This window comes from Paramesorhizobium leguminum, assembly GCF_003217235.1.
GTDB lineage: Bacteria > Pseudomonadota > Alphaproteobacteria > Rhizobiales > Rhizobiaceae > Paramesorhizobium > Paramesorhizobium leguminum.
Genome location: NZ_QJTF01000001.1, coordinates 90,496 through 107,507 on the forward strand (window position 1 = coordinate 90,496; position 17,012 = coordinate 107,507).

Below are 17,012 nucleotides of genomic sequence, written 5' to 3' on the forward strand. Positions count from 1 at the left end.
TTCCCCACAAGGGGGAAGGAGGGCGCGAGCTGCGCTGTCTCGCGAAGATCTCCAACCAATCTAATCATCAAACCAATCGCGGATAACCCACATATCCCCGATTGCCGCCTTATTAACACTCATATACAAGGCTTGCCATGGAGTTGCCGGAATTTTGCGGCAGGGCTGCTAAATGGCGCTGTAGGGATGAGAAGTGGCGATAATGAAGATTAAGGGACAGTTTCTGGCTTTCGGGGCAATCCTTGCGGGCGTCGCGCTTTCGGGCTGCGTTTCCGCTCCCACCTATGGCACGGACAAAACCGCAAGCGCGCAGCTAATCGACGACATGTCTAATATCGCTTCCTTCGGTTCCCGCAACAAGGAACGGATCGAGTATAAGCCGCGTCCTGAATTGGTGAAGCCCGCCGGACGTGCCGCCACCTTGCCGGCTCCGCAGGAAAGCGTGGCCCAGTCGGGCGGAAATTGGCCGGAATCGCCCGAGGCGCGCCGCAAGCGCCTGCGCGACGAGGCGACAGCCAATCAGGATAATCCGAATTACGTTTCGCCTATCGCCGGTGAGGGCCCAGCCCCCAGTGCCTGGTCGCGCACGGATCTTGCCTCGCCCAACAGCCGCGCCGCCGACCGCGCGTCGCGCGGCATAAATTTGTCGGCAGAGGAATCGGCAGAGCTTTTGAAGCGCCGTCAGCAGTCCAAAACCGGATCTCCGACGACGCGGAAATATTTGAGCGAGCCGCCCCTGGAATACCGGCAGGCCGCCGCCTCCGCGCCGACGGGCGATCTGGGTGCCGACGAGGCGAGAAAAGAACGCGAGCGCAAAGCCGCCGCCAGCGGCTCGAAGAGCTGGCGTGAATATATGCCGTGGTAAGAATAGAGGGTAGGGCAGTAAGGCAATAAGGCAGTATGTTTATTGCCTTGGCGCCTGCGCTCCGACATTACCCTACTGCCCTACTGCCCTAAACCCTCTTCCCCCTAAAAAACTCCCTCAGCAACATCTGCGCCTCCTTCTCCGCAAACCCCGGATAAACATCCGGCGCATGATGACAGGTCGGTTGCGCATAGAAGCGGGCGCCGTGTTCCACGCCGCCGCCTTTGGGGTCGGATGCCCCGTAATAGAGCCGTCTGATCCGGCTGAATGAAATGGCGGCCGCGCACATGGCGCAGGGCTCCAGCGTCACATAAAGATCGCAGCCGGTTAGCCGTTCGTCGTCGAGCAGGGCACAGGCATCGCGAATGGCCAATATTTCCGCATGCGCCGTCGGGTCATTCATCTCGCGCGTCCGGTTGCCCGCGCGAGCGATGATTTCGCCATCGCGGATGATCGCCGCGCCGACCGGAACCTCGCCGCGCGCCGCCGCCAACCGCGCTTCATCGAGCGCAATCTGCATTGGAACTGAGATGTCTCTCTTCATTGCGGGGTCTTTCAGGGAAATTTCGCTCGCGCGTTGCTATTCGATTTGTTAGAGCATCCCGAAAAGCTGCAGACATTTCGGGCATGATCACGCGGCCAGTCAATGACTGGAACGCATCCCGCTCTAGTTACCGCCGCTGAAAGGCAAATACCAGATGACCAGTGATAATGAAGAGGGCGGACGCCCGAAACGCCCTTTCGGCAAGCGCCCGTTTGACAAAGCGAGCGATAGACCGGGCCGGCCGAGTGACAGGCCTTTCCCCGCAAAGCACAAGCCTTCCTTCGGCGATAAGCGCCCGGCAAGAGCCGGATCGCGCGCAACCGAAGCGGAAACCGCCCCGGAAGAGGGCGAGCGCATCGCCAAGCGGCTGGCGCGCGCGGGCATCGCCTCGCGCCGCGAGGCGGAGACGATGATCGCCGCTGGTCGCATCTCGGTCAATGGCAAGGTGCTGGCCAGCCCCGCCGTCAACGTGCTGCGCTCCGACCGCATCGAGGTCGACGGCAAGCCGCTGCGCCAGACCGAGCGCACACGGCTTTGGCTCTACCACAAACCTGCCGGGCTGGTGACGACCAACCGCGACCCGGAAGGCCGCCCCACCGTATTCGAGGCGCTTCCCGAAGACATGCCGCGCGTCCTTTCGGTTGGACGTCTCGATATCAACACCGAAGGCCTCCTGCTTCTCACCAATGATGGCGGGTTGTCGCGTATCCTGGAACTGCCATCCACCGGCTGGCTCCGGCGCTACCGCGTCCGCGCCCATGGCAAGGTCACGCAGGAACAGCTCGACGGCTTGAAGAACGGCATTGCGGTCGATGGCGTGTTCTATGGCGCCATCGAGGCGGCCCTGGAGCGCGAGCAGGGGTCCAATGTCTGGATCACCGTGGGCCTGCGCGAGGGCAAGAACCGCGAAGTCAAGAACGTGATGGGTGCGCTGGGCTTGACCGTCAGCCGCCTCATCCGCATTTCCTTCGGCCCATTCCAGTTGGGCGAGCTGGAGGAAGGCGCGGTCCAGGAGATCCGTGGCCGCATCCTGCGTGACCAGTTGGGCGAAAAGCTGATCGAGGAATCGGGCGCGGATTTCGATGCGCCTGTTATCAATGAATTTTCGAATGCGCCTGTACGGGGAGCGGAGGTTCCAGCCGAAGCCCGCGAGCGCCCGCGCCGCTCGCCGGAATGGATTTCCGCCAGCCCCGCCAGCGCCGGCAACTCAGGCAAGGCAAGAGGCCCGCGCCGCTCCAAGGATGAAAAGCGCGAGGATGCGCTGTCACGATGGAGCACCAGCCCGGCCCCGCGTGACCGTGGTGCATCTCGGAGTGGCCCAATGAGGGGCGGCGCTGCGAAGGGGCGTGAAGAACAGGCGGTCGAGCCGCGTAAATCCCGTGGCGCCAATGTCTGGATGGCGCCCGGCGCAAGGCCGCAAGGCAAGAAATCCGCTCCCGAGGAACGCGCCGAGCGCCCGCGCCGGGAAGACAAGCCGTTCCGCCCAAGAGCTGCGTCCGCCCCGGCGGAACGCGTGAGGGAAGGCGAGGCGAGGCCACCCCGTTGGGAGAAGAGACCGGACGGCGAGGCGCGGCCTCCGCGTTGGGAAAAGAAGCCGGACGGGGAGGCGAGGCCTCCTCGCAGGGAGCGTCCGGAAGGGGAGAGGTCGCAAGGCGAACGCCCGCCGCGTCCGCCCCGCGTCGGCAAGCGTGAACGCGCCGAGGCCCGCGAGCGGGACGAACGCGGCGGTGCAGGCCAGGGCACTGGCGGCGGCGCACGTTCATTTGCCGACAAGCGTCCGGCACGTTCCGACGACAGGCCGCGTGGCAAGGGACCGGGCGGTGCTGGCCCACGCAAGGACGGCCCCCGGAATGATGGACCCGGCAAGGGGCCGTTCAGGGGTGGTTCGGGAAATAAGCCAAGGGGCGGTGGCAATGCGGATCGTCGGCGGTAGGCTGCGCGGGCGCTCGCTCGCGACACCTTCGTCAAACGCAATTCGCCCTACCACGGATCGGACCCGCGAAAGCCTGTTCAACATTCTGGCGCACCGCTTCCCGGAAAAGCTGGAGGGCGGGCGTGTGCTCGATCTTTTCGCGGGAACGGGCGCGCTGGGCCTCGAAGCCATGTCGCGCGGCGCGCGCTTCGGCCTTTTCGTCGAGGAATCGGTGGAGGGGCGCGGCTTGCTGCGCCGGAACATCGAGGCGTTCGGGCTTCAAGGCCAGACCAAGATATTCAGGCGCGATGCCTGCAATCTGGGCCCGATCGGCAACATGGAGCCTTTCGATCTCGTTTTCGCTGACCCTCCCTATGGCAAAGGCTTGGGCGAAAAGGCTTTTTTTTCAGCGTTAACGGGCGGTTGGCTTAATCCTGACGCACTTTTGGTGCTTGAAGAGGAGGCGGATGCCATGCTCGCGCTCGACAGCCGGTTTGAAGTGTGTGACGAGCGCGAATATGGCGGAACGATCATCCGTTTGATTGCACTCGCATGATCCAGAAAAGTTGCAGACTTTTCAGATAAGATCATGCGGTTAAACAAAGAGAGCGTAAACCGTCTTGAAAGAGGGTGTGCGTAATCTAAGCACGATCCCGAAAAGTTGCAGACTTTTCGGATAAGATCATGCGGTAAAACTCTAAGCGCGATCCCGAAAAGTTGCAGACTTTTCGGATAAGATCATACGGTAAAACAAAGACTTATCGAACACCGACCTGACCCTCATGCGAAGGATGCTTTCTGTGCCAGGTTCCATGATCCGACATCTGCTCTTCTCCACGATGGCGCTTGCCGCGTTCAGCCTTCCGCCGGTATCCTCCGCCGGCGCGCAAACGTCCGCGCCGGAAAAACCCGCTGAAACTCAAGCTGATACCTTGGCGCCAGGCCGCGCGCCGGCGGAGCCCGCGGCAAAAAAGCCGAGCCTTGTCACCACCGAGGGCGTCAGCGATTTCACGCTGGCCAACGGGATGCAGGTGGTCGTCATTCCCGATCACCGCGCCCCCGTGGTCACGCAGATGGTCTGGTATCATGTCGGCTCCGCGGATGAGCCGCCCGGCAAGTCCGGCATCGCGCATTTCCTCGAACATCTGATGTTCAAGGGCACCAAGACCTATCCGGCGGGCGAATTCACCAACAAGGTGGCGGCGATCGGCGGGCAGGAAAACGCCTTCACCTCTTATGATTACACCGCCTATTACCAGCAGGTCTCGCCGCAGGCGCTGGAAATGGTGATGACCTACGAGGCGGACCGGATGGAAAACCTGGTTCTGACCGACGATGTGGTGAATACCGAACGCGACGTGGTCCTTGAGGAACGCAGGATGCGCGTCGATGGCGATCCGGGCTCGATTCTTGCGGAAGAGACCAACGCCGCGCTTTTCCTCAACAGCCCATACCGCATTCCCGTCATCGGCTGGAAGCCGGAAATCGAGAAACTCAACACCAAGGATGCGCTCGATTTTTACCAGCGCTTCTATACGCCCAACAATGCGACGCTCGTCATTTCGGGCGATGTCGACCCTCAGGCGGTGCTGGCGCTTGCCGAAAAGACCTATGGCAAAATTCCGCGCCGCGCCGATCCGGGCCCGCGTATCCGCCCGCAAGAGCCGGAGCAGCGCACCAAGCGCACCGCCACGCTCAATGACGAGCGGGTCACGCAGCCAAGCTTCCGCAAGATTTGGGTTGTCCCATCCTATGAGAATGCCAAGCCGGGAGACGCCGAGGCGCTCGATATCCTGAGCGAAATCCTTGGCGGATCGATCCGCAGCCGCCTTTATCAGGAGCTTGTCGTCAAGCAGGGCATCGCCGCCAGCGCAGGCGCCGACTATTCCGGCGATGCGCTCGATGACGGAACCTTCTCCGTCTATGGCGCGCCGCGCGGAACTGCCTCGCTCGATCAGGTCGAGGCGGCGGTCGATGGCGAAATAAACCGCATCGTCAAGGATGGCGTCACTGATACGGAACTGGCGCAGGCGCGCAACCGCTTCCTGAAAAGCGTCGTCTTCTCGCGTGACAGCCAGGCGGGCATGGCCCGCATCTATGGCTCGACACTCGCCGTCGGCGGCACGGTTGAAGATATCCAGAAATGGCCGGACCGTATTCGCGCGGTGACGAAGGAGCAGGTCAAGGATGTCGCCGTCCGCGATCTCGTCGATGCGCGCTCGGTGACAAGCTATCTCCTGCCGCCCGCGGCAGAGCCGGAAACGGCGAAATCGGATGGCGCTGCCCAAAAAGTCGTGCCGCTCAAGCCTGCTACAGTGGAAAAGGGAACAAAGGGAGTGAAGCAGTGAATATGCCGGTTTCCGTGTTTCGCCGTCAGATGGGTTCGCTCGCCGGAGCCCTGTTCCTCACCCTGTTCTGTGCCTTGCCGGCCGGGGCCGTCACCATTCAGGAAGTCGTCTCGCCCAAGGGTGTCCGCGCCTGGCTGGTGCAGGATAATTTCGTGCCGCTGGTCTCCATCCGGTTTTCCTTCAAGGGGGGCTCGACGCAGGACCCCGTCGGCAAGGAAGGGCTCGCTAATCTGATGACCGGGCTCTTCGATGAAGGCGCCGGTGATATTCCATCGGATGCCTATCAGGAGCGGCTTGATAATATCGGCGCCGAAATGAGCTTTTCGGAAACGCCGGATGATATCAGCGGTTCGATGCGCATGCTCAACGAAAACCGCAATGCGGCCTTCGATCTTCTGGCGCTCGCGGTCAACAAGCCGCGCTTCGATCAAGCGCCGATTGATCGCATCCGCCAGCAGGTCATCGCCAATATCAAGGCTTCGGAACGCGATCCAAGCACCATCGCCGCGCAAAAATTCTCCGAGGTGCTCTATGGCAACCATCCCTATGCCCGCCGTGAGCAGGGGACCGAACAATCGTTGATGACCATCACGCGTGACGATCTTCTGACGTTTCACCGCAAGAACTTCGCCCGCGATAATCTCACCATCGGCGTGGTCGGGGCGATCAGCCCGGAAGAATTGGCGCCGCTCCTCGACAAGGTGTTCGCCGGCCTGCCCGAGAAGGCGGAACTGACGCCCATACCCGATGCGAAGCTGGCGCTGGGCGCCACAACCAGCATCAATTACGATCTGCCGCAGACCACCCTTGCGCTCGTCTATCCCGGCATCGCGCGCAAGGACCCGGATTTCTTCGCCGCCCATCTCATGAACTATATTCTAGGCGACGGCTTTTCCTCCCGCCTTTACAAGGAAGTGCGCGAGAAGCGCGGGCTCGCCTATTCAGTTGATTCCTCGCTCATCAATCGCGATCACGCCCAGGCCTTGATGATATCGACAGCCACCCGCCCGGACCGCGCGCAGGAGGCGCTTAAAATTATTCGCGATCAGGTGAAGCGAATGGCGGATGACGGCCCGACCGCGGAAGAGCTGGCGGCGGCCAAGAGCTATGTGATCGGCTCCTATGCCATCAACAATCTTGACAGCTCCGGCAGCATCGCACGCACGCTCGTGGCGCTGCAGCAGGAGGGTCTCAGCCGCGATTATATCGACAAACGCGCCGCCCTTATAAATTCTGTCACGCTGGATCAGGTAAAAGCAGTGGCGAAAAGGCTGCTCGACCCCGCCCCGGCGATTCTCATGGTCGGCCCGGCGCCAAAGTAGTGCGTGCGTTCACCCTCGTGGTTCGAGGTTCGCTTCGCTCACACCTCACCATGAGGGTGAAAGGGGCGGCAGCGCTCCAGTAGCCCCTCATGGTGAGGTGTGAGCGAAGCGTAGCGGAATGAGCCTCGAACCACGAGGGCGCTTGGCAAGGAAACACGAACAAGGGGAATGCAGGTGACAATGACATTCTCGAACGTGAAAACCGCGCAATCCACCCCGCGTGTCGCGGTCGCCTTCGGCGGGGGTGGGGCGCGGGGGCTTGCTCATGTCAACGTCATCGAGGCGCTTGATGAGTTGGGCATCCACCCCGTGGCGATTGCGGGTTCATCCATCGGCGCGATCATCGGCGCCGGCATGGCAGCGGGCATGAGCGGCAGGGAAATCCGGGATTATTGCAGCGCGACGCTTGGCCAGCGCGGCGAAATCGCCGGTCGCATGTGGAAAACCCGGCCCGCGAGCTTTGCCGAAATCCTCAATGGCGGCATTCGCGTCGCACAATTCAATATTGAGAAAATACTCCGCGCGTTCCTGCCGGAGCGCTTGCCGGCAAGTTTCGAGGAGCTGGAAATCCCGCTCGCCGTCACCGCCACGGATTTTTACGGCCAGCAGGGGGCGATTCTCGAAAGCGGCGATCTCTTCTCCGCGCTCGCCGCCTCCGCCGCCATTCCGGCGCTGTTCCGGCCCGTCACGCGAGACGGGCGCATCCTGATCGACGGCGGCATCTGCAATCCGGTGCCGTTCGAACTTCTGGAGGAGAGGGCGGATATCGTCATCGCCATTGATGTGGTGGGCGGCCCCATGGGCGATGATAGCCGGATGCCGTCCTCCATCGACGCCATGTTCGGCGCGACGCAATTGATGATGCAGTCGATCATCGAAACCAAACTCAAGGTCGTGCGCCCCGTCATCCTCCTCCGCCCCCCCGTCTCGCACTTCGGCGTCCTCGACTTCATGCGCGTCGAGCAGATATTGACTGAAACCGCTGGGGTGAAAGAGGAACTGAAACGCGCGGTGGATGCGGCGGTGACTTTTACTGGAGACCGGAAGAGCGCTTGAGTGCGCTAGGTTCCGTATTTAATCAACCTGTCCTGGGTAGTGTTCCCCATCATTGACAAGTGTGCGGAAATTCAGTACCAAATTCCCATGCACACGGTCATTGAGACGCCTGCTTATCTCGCATCCGCCAAGGATGAGAATGTGACGGAGGACGAGCGCAACGAGATTGTGTCCTTCCTCGCGTCAAACCCTGATGCGGGTGATGTCATGGCCGGTACAGGTGGAGCGCGCAAGATGCGGTTCGGTGGTCGCGGCAAAGGAAAGAGTGGCGGTTATCGGATCATCACCTTTTATGCCGACAAAGACATTCCTGTGTTTTTACTGGATATCTACAGCAAGGACACCCAGGAGAACCTTTCGAAGGCGGAGCGTAACGAGTTGAGAAAAATTCTGACAGCTCTCCCACAGGCCTGGCGGGAAAGCATCAGCGAACAGGTGAAGAAACTTAGGAGTCGAAAATGAGCAAGGCAGGATCAAGGATTTTGCAGGGCGCGCGAGAAGCTCTTAGCTATGCCAAAGGCGGGTCCGACACCACGGAATACGGCATCCATATTCCGCCGGAGGTTGACGTTCGCGCCATTCGCCAGAAGCAAGGATTATCCCAAAAGGCCTTCGCGGCCCGATACGGGTTCTCCTTTGGCCGTGTTCGTGATTGGGAGCAGGGCCGTTCCAACATCGATGCACCGTCTCGTATCCTTCTCACCATCATCGAGAAAGAGCCGGAGGCCGTTCAGCGGGCGCTGTCAGCAGCCTAAGCGCCAATAAAGCGCAAGGTTACTCCGCCGGCTCCAGCTCTCCTTCCGCCGCCAAATCCGGCGCCAGTGCGGGTGCCAGCGTCTCCTCCGTCACCTTGTCGAGCGGCTTCGCCTCGCGGACGGGCTTCGTCAGCGGTTCCGGCGTTACCGGTTTGTTGAAGAGCAGGTGGCGCCCGGCGAGGATGCCTTCGGTTGCCTGAACACGTAGGCGAGCCTCGTCTCGCTTGCGGACATCCTCGGTGATCTCGGCGGCCAGGTCTTCGCTCACCCCCAGCGCTTCCAAGGTCTTTTGCCCGAACCTGAGGCCGGATTCGAAGGTTTCACGCAGCTCGTAATCAACCTCTTTCGCGCGCAATTGCAGCGTATGCTCGCGGTCATAGGAGCGAACGAAAAGCTTCACGTCGGGAAAGTCCGACTGGATCATGTCGACGATCCGGTTCGTCACTTCCTTCTTCTGCGTTGCGACGGCGACGATCTTGGCCCGCCGGATGCCCGCCGCCTCCAGCACATCCTTGCGCGTGCCATCGCCGAAATAGATGCGGAAGCCGAATTTGCCGGCGGCGCGGATGCGGTTGGCCGACACGTCGATGACGGTGACGTCGATGCCGCCTGCGAGCAATATCTGCGCGGCGATCTGTCCATAACGCGAGAAGCCGATGATCAGCACGTCCGCGCCTGCGCCGTCGAAATTCTCCTCCAGCACTTCCTCCTTGTCGACAGCGAGAAAGCGGTTGCCGAGCGCGACGGAAAGGGGGGTGAGCGCCATGGAAATGGTGACCACGGCGACAAGCTCCGAGGCAAGCGAAGAGGTGATGATCGCCGCGGCGGATGCGGCAGAGAACAGCACGAAGGCGAATTCGCCGCCTTGCGGCAGCAGAAACGCGACGCGAACCGCATCATTATGGCTCATGCGGAAGGCCCGGCAAAGAATATAGATGATCGCGACCTTCACCGCCATGAAGATGGGTACAGCCAGAAGAATGGCCTGCCAGTTCTCAATGACGACGGTCAGGTTCAGCGACAGGCCGACGGCGACGAAGAACAGTCCGAGCAGAATGCCGCGGAAGGGTTCGATATCGGCTTCCAGCTCATGCCGGTAGGAGGATTCAGCCAGCAGCACGCCTGCGAGGAAGGCGCCCATCGCCATGGAAAGGCCAACCGACTGCATCAGCATCGCCGCGCCCAGCACGACGAAGAGCGCCGCCGCGATCATGATCTCGCGCGCACCCGTATTTGCGATGATGCGGAACATCGGATTGAGCACATACCGCCCGGCGATGATGAGCGCCACGACGGCGATAAGGGCGCCCGCAAGCTCAAACCCGCTTTCCCCCTGCGGGGTCGCGTGCGGCGAAAGCACGGGGATCATCGCCAGGATCGGCACGATGGCCAGATCCTGGAAGAGCAGGATGGAAAAGGCGCGCTGCCCGTGCTTCCGGTTCGTCTCGGCGCGGTCTTCCAGCACCTGCATGGCAAAGGCGGTGGAGGAGAGCGCCAGTCCGAAGCCGATGATTGTTGCTGCCTCGAATTCAAGGCCGGCCAGATAGTGGCCGAGATATGTCAAGGCGGTGCCGGTCAGGAGCACCTGCATGAAACCGAGGCCGAGGATCGAATGCCGGAGCGACCAGAGCCGCGAGGGCTTCAGTTCCAGACCGATGATGAAAAGCAGGAAGACGACGCCCAGCTCGGAAAAGTGCAGGAAGTTCTGCCCGTCGCTGATCAGTCGCGCCACTGGGCCGATGACGATGCCCGCCGCCAGATAGCCAAGCACTGTCCCAAGCCCCAGTCTTTTGAACAGGGGGGCAGCGATAATCGAGCCCCCAAGCAATAAGAGCGACTGGAAATAGAGCGTTCCGCCTTCCGCGACCATATGCGATCCTGAATATTGATTTGAAAAGGAATCTTGGCAATCGCCTTGATGCACCCGATATTGCACCATATAGGATAAAGTGTGGGCGAAATTAATTCCGCCCAAGAATAATTCTTCGCCTTTTTGGTGCGCTGGCAGGTCCAAGAAAAGTGTGAAGCGGCTTTCTCGGGAAAAGCGAGAGCTTTCCCATCGGACTTGCGAAGAATAAAAAATCCAACCGGAAAAATCATGAACATTCAGGCAAACCCCGGACAATTGGCCGAAAAGGCCGCTTCGCTCGTCGAGGCGGCGCGGCGCGCCGGCGCAGATAGCGCTGATGCGGTGGTTCATCGCTCGCGCTCGACGTCCATCACCGCCCGGATGGGCAAGGTCGAGGAAACGGAGGCCTCCGAAAGCGACGCATTCGCGCTGCGGGTTTTCGTGGGCAGGCGGGTAGCGAGCATTTCGGCCAATGCCGATGCCGATCCGGCAAGGCTTGCGGAACGCGCCGTTGCCATGGCGAAAGTCTCGCCGGAGGATCCTTATGAGGGCTTGGCGCTGCGGGAAAACCTTGTCGGCAGCCCGCGCGACCTCGATCTCTTCGATCCGACTGAAGTCAGCGCTGCTCGCTTAAGTGAAAATGCCCTGGCGGCGGAAGAGGCGGCGTTAGCCGTCAACGGCGTCACCAATTCAGGTGGCGCGTCAAGCTGGGCCGGGCTTGGCGGCATGGTGCTGGTCACCTCGGACGGTTTCATGGGCCATTATGAGGCGACCCATTTCGGCATATCGGCGAGCGCCATTGCCGGAACCGGCACAGGGATGGAGCGCGACTATGATTTCACCTCGCGCCAGCATTTCTCAGCCCTTGACGATGCCGCCACCATCGGTCGTAAAGCCGGCGAGCGGGCGGTCCGCCGCCTTGGCGCGCGCAAGGTGAAGACCGGCCCCGTCACCGTGGTGTTCGATCCGCGTGTCGCCCGCGGCATGGCCGGGCATCTGGCGGGCGCGATCAACGGCGCTTCGATTGCCCGTAAGACGAGCTTCCTGAAAGATTTCATGGGGAAGCAAATCCTGAAAGCCGGTGTCAACGCCACCGATGATCCGCTGCGTGTGCGGGGGCCCGCGTCGAGGCCCTTTGACGGCGAAGGCATCGAGGGGCAAAAGCTCGTAATGGTGGAGGACGGTGTGCTCAAGCATTGGTTCCTTTCGTCCTCGACCGCGAAGGAGCTTGGCCTGGAGACCAACGGGCGCGGTGTCCGCTCGGGCTCGACGGTCGTTCCCGCGTCCACCAATTTCGCCATCGAGCCCGGCGAAGCATCGCCGGAAGATTTGATCCGGGACGTCGGCACCGGCTTTTACGTGACGGAGGTTTTCGGCCAGGGCGTCGATATGGTGACGGGCCAATATAGCCGCGGCGCATCCGGTTTCTGGGTCGAGAATGGCGAGCTTGCCTATCCGGTGAGCGAGGTCACCATCGCGTCGAACCTGAAAGACATGTTCCTCAATCTGACGCCTGCAAACGATATCGACCGCAATTTCGGCACCGCCGCGCCGACCCTTGTCATAGAAGGCATGACCCTTGCCGGAAGCTGAGAAAGCAGTTGAGACACTCGCTTCACCCGAAGCCGAGCTGGCGCTGGTTCGTAGCGTTGCGGAGGAAGCCGGGCGCATCGCCATGCGCTATTTCGGCCAGAGCCCGGAGGTTTGGCTGAAGGAAGGCCAGTCGCCGGTGAGCGAGGCCGACATGGCCATCGATGCCTTTTTGAAGGATGCGCTTCTATCGGCGCGCCCCGATTATGGCTGGATTTCGGAAGAAACCCTTGATGATCGCGCCGTAGCGGCGCGTAAACGTTTCTTCGTGGTCGACCCCATCGACGGTACCCGCGCCTTTATCGCCGGTGACGATCGCTGGTGTATCAGCATCGGCATTGTCGAGGACGGCAGCCCGCTGGCCGGCGTTCTGGAGTGTCCCGCGCGCGGCGAAATGATCGAGGCAAGCCTTGGCGGCGGCGCGCGCCAGAACGGCGATACCATAAGCGTTGCCCTTTCCGATCCAGGAAGCCCGCTGAAAATTTCCATGGCGCGTCAGGCCTTGGCGCTCATGCCGGAGACTTTCCGCGCTCGCGTGGAGCCTTACCCTTACGTGCCCTCGCTCGCTTACCGTCTCGCCATGGTGGCGCGCGGCGAGGTCGATGGAACTTTTGTGCGGCCAAACTCCCATGATTGGGATTTGGCCGCCGCCGATCTTATATTGGCCGAAGCAGGCGGCGCGGTCGTCACCACGGATGGGAGACGGCTCATCTATGGCGGCCCTACCCGCAAACAGGGCGCGCTTGTGGCCGGAAGCGGCATTTTGCTCGACGAAATGTTGGGTGTTGTGGCGCAAACCGCGTTCGGCTAATCATGCCGCAACAGTACATTCAGTTAAAGTAAGTCCAGGAAAAGTGCGAAGCGGTTTTCCGTCCGGATTTACGAAAAAGCAAAGAAATGGGATTTTGGGATCATGAGCACGGACGGCGAAGGCAAGAAACAGTTGCTTCATCTGGTATTCGGCGGAGAATTGAAGAGCCTGTCCGGCATGGAGTTTCGTGATCTCGATCAGCTCGATGTCGTAGGCATCTACCCGGATTATGATTCGGCCAAGGCTGCTTGGATGGCAAAGGCTCAAGCGACCGTCGACAACGCGCATATGCGCTATTTCATCGTGCATCTGCACCGCCTGCTTGGCCCCGCCACGGCTGCCGTCGCGGCTGCCTCGGGCAAAGCGGTTTGACGGGTCCGCTTCCCCCGGCGGAAACGATGGTGGAAAACGCTAAAACCGCGCCTCCAGGGCCGCGAAAACAGAGCGCGGCCAAAGCTGTCTGGCGCAGTATACGTGGCCCTCTGGCGCGCTCCGATATGGTGCGGACGGCGCTGGTGCGGCTGATTTCCGCCTATCTGAAATTCGTCCATGCCACCAATCCGCGTCTTCCCGGCTCGCAGGACCCGCGTGAGCTTCAGCGCGATTATCATCCGATGATCGTCACCTGCTGGCATGGCCAGCATCTGATGGCGCCGTTTCTGCGGCCCGACGGGATGGACCTGGTCGCTATGTTCTCGCGCAGCGCTGACGCGGAACTCAATGCCCGTGTCGGCGAACGGCTCGGACTTGAGACCGTGCGCGGCTCCGGCGGGCGCGGCTCGCGCAGCCGCTTGGAGAAAGGCGGAGCGCGGGCGCTGCTTGCATTGAAGAATGCGTTGCGGCAGGGAAAATCGACCGCCATCATCGCCGATATCGCCCATGGCAAGGCGCGTGAAGCAGGCCAGGGTGTCATTCTGTTGGGCAAACTGTCGGGCCGCCCCATCGTGCCGATAGGTTATGCCTTTTCCCGGCGCAAGATATTGGAAAAAAGCTGGGACAAAACCGCCATCCCGCTGCCTTTCGGCAGGTCTGTCGTGGTTTCATGTGAGCCCGTGCTCGTACCCATGGATGCCGATGACGCCATGCTGGAACTCAAGCGGAACGAACTGACCGAAAAGCTCAACGCCGTGACGGCGGAGGCCTACATGCGCCTGGAGCAGGCCAAATGAGCGAACGGTGGGCCCGCACGATCCTCACCGCCTATCGCTGGGCTGGAGCCGCTGCCTATCCCGCCGTCGGCGCCTATGTTGCGTTCCGCGCCTCGCGCGGCAAGGAGGACCATGCCCGTCGCCGCGAGCGCTATGGCAAGGCAAGCGTCCAGCGTCCTCAAGGGCCTCTGGTCTGGGTGCATGCGGCAAGCGTCGGTGAGACCACGGCGATCATTCCGCTTATCGAGCGCATCGCAGCCATGGGCATTCATGTGGTGCTCACGACAGGCACGGTGACCTCCGCCCGGCTTGTTGAAGAGCGCTTGCAGGGACGGGTGATCCATCAATATGTGCCGCTCGATTTACGCCCGGCGGTCAACCGGTTCCTGAACCATTGGCATCCGGATCTGGCTGTGATCTGCGAATCCGAGATTTGGCCGATGACGATTTTGCAGCTGGGTGCGCGCCGCGTGCCTCAGGTGCTGGTCAACGGGCGGCTTTCCGACCGCTCCTTCGCCGCCTGGACAAAGCGCGCCTCGCTGGCTGAGGCTCTGCTCGAAAACCTCTCGCTCGTGGTGGCGCAATCGGAGGTGGATGGCGAACGCTTCCGCGCGCTCGGCGCCCGCCCGGTGGTCGTCTCTGGCAATCTGAAGGTCGATACCAGCGCCCCGCCCGCCGATGATAATTTGGTCGCGTCCCTGCGGGAGCAAATTGGGCGGCGCAAGACATGGGCGGCGATCTCCACGCACGAAGGCGAGGAGGAAATCGCCGTCGAAGTGCATGAAATGCTCAAGACCCGCCATAAGGATATCCTGACGATCATCGTTCCGCGCCATCCCGACCGCGCGGCGGCGCTCGAGACGATGATGACCGCGCGTGGCTTTGCTGTGGCCCGCAGGAGCCGCAACGATCCAATCACGCCGGAAACCAATGTCTTCCTCGGCGATACGATCGGCGAGATGGGGCTTTATTTGCGTCTCACCGAGATTGCCTTTGTCGGCAAATCGCTTACCGGCGAGGGAGGGCAGAACCCCTTGGAACCGGCCATGCTGGGCACCGCCATTCTCTCGGGCCGCAACGTCCAGAATTTCCGCGATTCCTATCAGCGGCTGATCAAGAATGGCGGCGCAAGGCTCGTCCGGGACCGCGACATGCTGGCGGGCGCGGTCAACTTCCTCTTCAACAACGAGGCGCAGCGCCAGGATATGATCGCCGCAGCCGCCCGCACCGTAGGCGATATGCGCGGCTCGCTCGAGCGCACATTGGTTGCCCTTGAGCCTTTCATCCAGCCGCTGATGGTCCAGGCGCAACTGGAGTATGATCCCAAAAAGTTGTAGACTTTTTGGATAAGATCATACGGCTAGAACAAGGTATGATCCTAAAAAGTTGTAGACTTTTTGGATAAGATCATACGGCTAAAACAAGGTATGATCCCAAAAAGTTGTAGACTTTTTGGATAAGATCATACGGCTAAAACAAAGGGTTAGAGCAGGATGCCTGATTCAGCTAAATTGCATCCTGCTCTAACCGGAACACAGGATCCGCGATGAGCGAGGCCCCAGCCTTCTGGTGGAAAAAGCCGGACTGGCGCGCCTTGGCGCTCTCGCCGCTTTCCGCCCTTTATGGCGCCGTTGCCCGGCGCAGGCTGCTGCACGCCGTCCCGCCTGAAATGCCGGCGCCGGTGCTCTGCATCGGCAATTTCACCGTGGGCGGCGCCGGCAAGACGCCAACGGCGATTGCCCTTGCCAAGGCGGCGCAGGCGCTGGGGCTTACGCCCGGCATCGTCTCGCGCGGCTACGGCGGCGCATTTTCCGGCGTCCACCGCGTTGATCCCTCCAATGACACCGCCACGCTCACCGGCGACGAACCCTTGCTGCTCGCCCGCCACGCGCCGGTGGCGGTTTCCGTTGATCGCGCCGCCGCCGCCAGGCTTTTAATCAGCGAGGGATGCGATTTCCTGATCATGGATGACGGCTTCCAGAGCGCCAGGCTATATATCGACTATGCGCTGCTCGTTGTGGATACGACCCGCGGCATCGGCAATGGCCGGGTCATCCCGGCGGGGCCACTCCGTGCGCCGCTCGCCGACCAATTGCGCAAGGCCGACGCGCTTCTGAAAATAGGCGCGGGCAACGCCGCCGCCGAAGTATTTCAGCAAGCCGCGAAAATCGGCAAGCCGGCTTACACCGCGCGGCTCGGCCCAAGCTCGACAGCCAGGATTTCCGGCAGGCGCTTTCTGGCTTTCGCCGGCATCGGCAATCCGGACAAGTTCTTTGCCAGCCTCGGCGAAATGGGCGGCGTTCCGGCCTTGACCCGCAGCTTTTCCGATCACCATCCTTATACGCAGGATGAGATCGGCGAACTGATGCAAACTGCCGCTGCCGGCGATCTGGAGCTGGTGACTACGGCCAAGGACCATGTTCGCCTTGTCACAGCCCCCGGCACGCCTCAACGATTTTTGGATAAGCTCCGCGTTATCGATATCGAATTGGTTTTCGATCAGTCTGATATCACAGGGCGGATTATCGAGGCGGCGCGGGAACGCTACCACCAGCGTATAAAGGGCTGATCAGCCCTTGTTCCGCTTTCGCAATTCCGGATTGCACTCCAGCTCGCGCTGGTATGAAATCACGCCATCGGCATAAGGTTCCTGGCGCGCGACGCTCCAATATTTCAGCTCGTCCAGCGGAATCCGTTCGGCTGTCACGGCGCAGACGACATAGGCGCCGGGGCTGAGAACTTGAAAGTCGCCATCGAGATAACGCAGCCGCGCTTCCTGGGAACGTGGACCTTCAAATCTGTTCATTGTTTT

The 17,012-nt window shown here is 61.3% G+C and carries 17 protein-coding genes; 14 read left to right on the top strand and 3 right to left on the bottom strand.

Translation table 11 applies throughout. The annotated features are described in order from the left end of the window. Positions 1 to 202 precede the first annotated feature (202 nt). On the top strand, positions 203 to 865 hold the full coding sequence (locus C7477_RS00420) for a hypothetical protein (protein ID WP_110747476.1): 663 nt from the start codon (positions 203 to 205) through the stop codon (positions 863 to 865). 88 nt (positions 866 to 953) lie between these two features. On the opposite strand, the gene C7477_RS00425 is transcribed toward C7477_RS00420, so the two are convergent. Next, positions 954 to 1,409 carry a nucleoside deaminase gene (locus tag C7477_RS00425; RefSeq protein WP_245411675.1) on the bottom strand — a complete coding sequence of 152 codons (456 nt, stop codon included), beginning with the start codon at positions 1,407 to 1,409 and terminating at the stop codon, positions 954 to 956. Between the two features lie 154 nt (positions 1,410 to 1,563). On the opposite strand from C7477_RS00425, the gene C7477_RS00430 reads away from it, so the two are divergent. The 7 genes from C7477_RS00430 (at position 1,564) to C7477_RS00460 (ending at position 8,802) form a co-directional block, all read left to right on the top strand. After that, entirely contained in the window at positions 1,564 to 3,342 is a 1,779-nt protein-coding gene (locus tag C7477_RS00430) for a pseudouridine synthase (protein ID WP_110747482.1), read from the top strand. Next, entirely contained in the window at positions 3,323 to 3,877 is a 555-nt protein-coding gene (rsmD, locus tag C7477_RS00435; protein WP_245411676.1) for a 16S rRNA (guanine(966)-N(2))-methyltransferase RsmD, read from the top strand. The genes C7477_RS00430 and rsmD overlap by 20 nt, the downstream gene beginning before the upstream one ends. 256 nt (positions 3,878 to 4,133) lie before the next feature. Next, positions 4,134 to 5,669, top strand: a complete 1,536-nt coding sequence (locus C7477_RS00440) for a M16 family metallopeptidase (RefSeq protein WP_110747488.1) — start codon at positions 4,134 to 4,136, stop codon at positions 5,667 to 5,669. Between the two features lie 2 nt (positions 5,670 to 5,671). Continuing rightward, positions 5,672 to 6,991 (top strand): M16 family metallopeptidase, encoded by a 1,320-nt coding sequence (locus tag C7477_RS00445; RefSeq protein ID WP_110747491.1) that lies wholly within the window; start codon positions 5,672 to 5,674, stop codon positions 6,989 to 6,991. Positions 6,992 to 7,171: 180 nt separating this feature from the next. Continuing rightward, positions 7,172 to 8,047, top strand: a complete 876-nt coding sequence (locus C7477_RS00450; protein WP_110748098.1) for a patatin-like phospholipase family protein — start codon at positions 7,172 to 7,174, stop codon at positions 8,045 to 8,047. 87 nt (positions 8,048 to 8,134) lie between these two features. Then, positions 8,135 to 8,509 (top strand): type II toxin-antitoxin system RelE/ParE family toxin, encoded by a 375-nt coding sequence (locus C7477_RS00455; RefSeq protein WP_110747494.1) that lies wholly within the window; start codon positions 8,135 to 8,137, stop codon positions 8,507 to 8,509. Then, positions 8,506 to 8,802: a helix-turn-helix domain-containing protein gene (locus C7477_RS00460; protein WP_110747497.1), complete on the top strand. Its 297-nt coding sequence runs from the start codon at positions 8,506 to 8,508 to the stop codon at positions 8,800 to 8,802. The genes C7477_RS00455 and C7477_RS00460 overlap by 4 nt, the downstream gene beginning before the upstream one ends. A gap of 19 nt (positions 8,803 to 8,821) precedes the next feature. Here the strand turns inward: C7477_RS00460 and C7477_RS00465 are convergent, their stop codons facing one another. After that, positions 8,822 to 10,672, bottom strand: coding sequence for a monovalent cation:proton antiporter-2 (CPA2) family protein (locus tag C7477_RS00465; protein ID WP_110747500.1), 1,851 nt, complete (start codon positions 10,670 to 10,672; stop codon positions 8,822 to 8,824). A 228-nt stretch (positions 10,673 to 10,900) separates the two neighbouring features. Here C7477_RS00465 and C7477_RS00470 point away from each other — a divergent pair, with 228 nt between their 5' ends. From C7477_RS00470 to lpxK, 6 genes are all read left to right on the top strand, one after another. Continuing rightward, positions 10,901 to 12,244: a TldD/PmbA family protein gene (locus C7477_RS00470; RefSeq protein ID WP_110747502.1), complete on the top strand. Its 1,344-nt coding sequence runs from the start codon at positions 10,901 to 10,903 to the stop codon at positions 12,242 to 12,244. After that, positions 12,231 to 13,052, top strand: coding sequence for a 3'(2'),5'-bisphosphate nucleotidase CysQ (locus C7477_RS00475; RefSeq protein WP_281032489.1), 822 nt, complete (start codon positions 12,231 to 12,233; stop codon positions 13,050 to 13,052). The genes C7477_RS00470 and C7477_RS00475 overlap by 14 nt, the downstream gene beginning before the upstream one ends. A gap of 102 nt (positions 13,053 to 13,154) precedes the next feature. After that, positions 13,155 to 13,424: a DUF4170 domain-containing protein gene (locus tag C7477_RS00480; protein WP_110747505.1), complete on the top strand. Its 270-nt coding sequence runs from the start codon at positions 13,155 to 13,157 to the stop codon at positions 13,422 to 13,424. Positions 13,425 to 13,450: 26 nt separating this feature from the next. Continuing rightward, positions 13,451 to 14,221: a lysophospholipid acyltransferase family protein gene (locus tag C7477_RS00485; RefSeq protein ID WP_110747508.1), complete on the top strand. Its 771-nt coding sequence runs from the start codon at positions 13,451 to 13,453 to the stop codon at positions 14,219 to 14,221. Then, positions 14,218 to 15,537, top strand: a complete 1,320-nt coding sequence (waaA, locus tag C7477_RS00490; protein ID WP_110747511.1) for a lipid IV(A) 3-deoxy-D-manno-octulosonic acid transferase — start codon at positions 14,218 to 14,220, stop codon at positions 15,535 to 15,537. The genes C7477_RS00485 and waaA overlap by 4 nt, the downstream gene beginning before the upstream one ends. A gap of 209 nt (positions 15,538 to 15,746) precedes the next feature. Next, the gene (gene lpxK / locus C7477_RS00495) at positions 15,747 to 16,769 is read left to right on the top strand and encodes a tetraacyldisaccharide 4'-kinase (RefSeq protein WP_110747514.1); all 1,023 of its coding nucleotides are present in this window, start codon (positions 15,747 to 15,749) and stop codon (positions 16,767 to 16,769) included. Here the strand turns inward: lpxK and C7477_RS00500 are convergent, their stop codons facing one another. Further along, positions 16,770 to 17,006 carry a DUF2093 domain-containing protein gene (locus C7477_RS00500; protein WP_110747517.1) on the bottom strand — a complete coding sequence of 79 codons (237 nt, stop codon included), beginning with the start codon at positions 17,004 to 17,006 and terminating at the stop codon, positions 16,770 to 16,772. Positions 17,007 to 17,012: the final 6 nt, after the last annotated feature.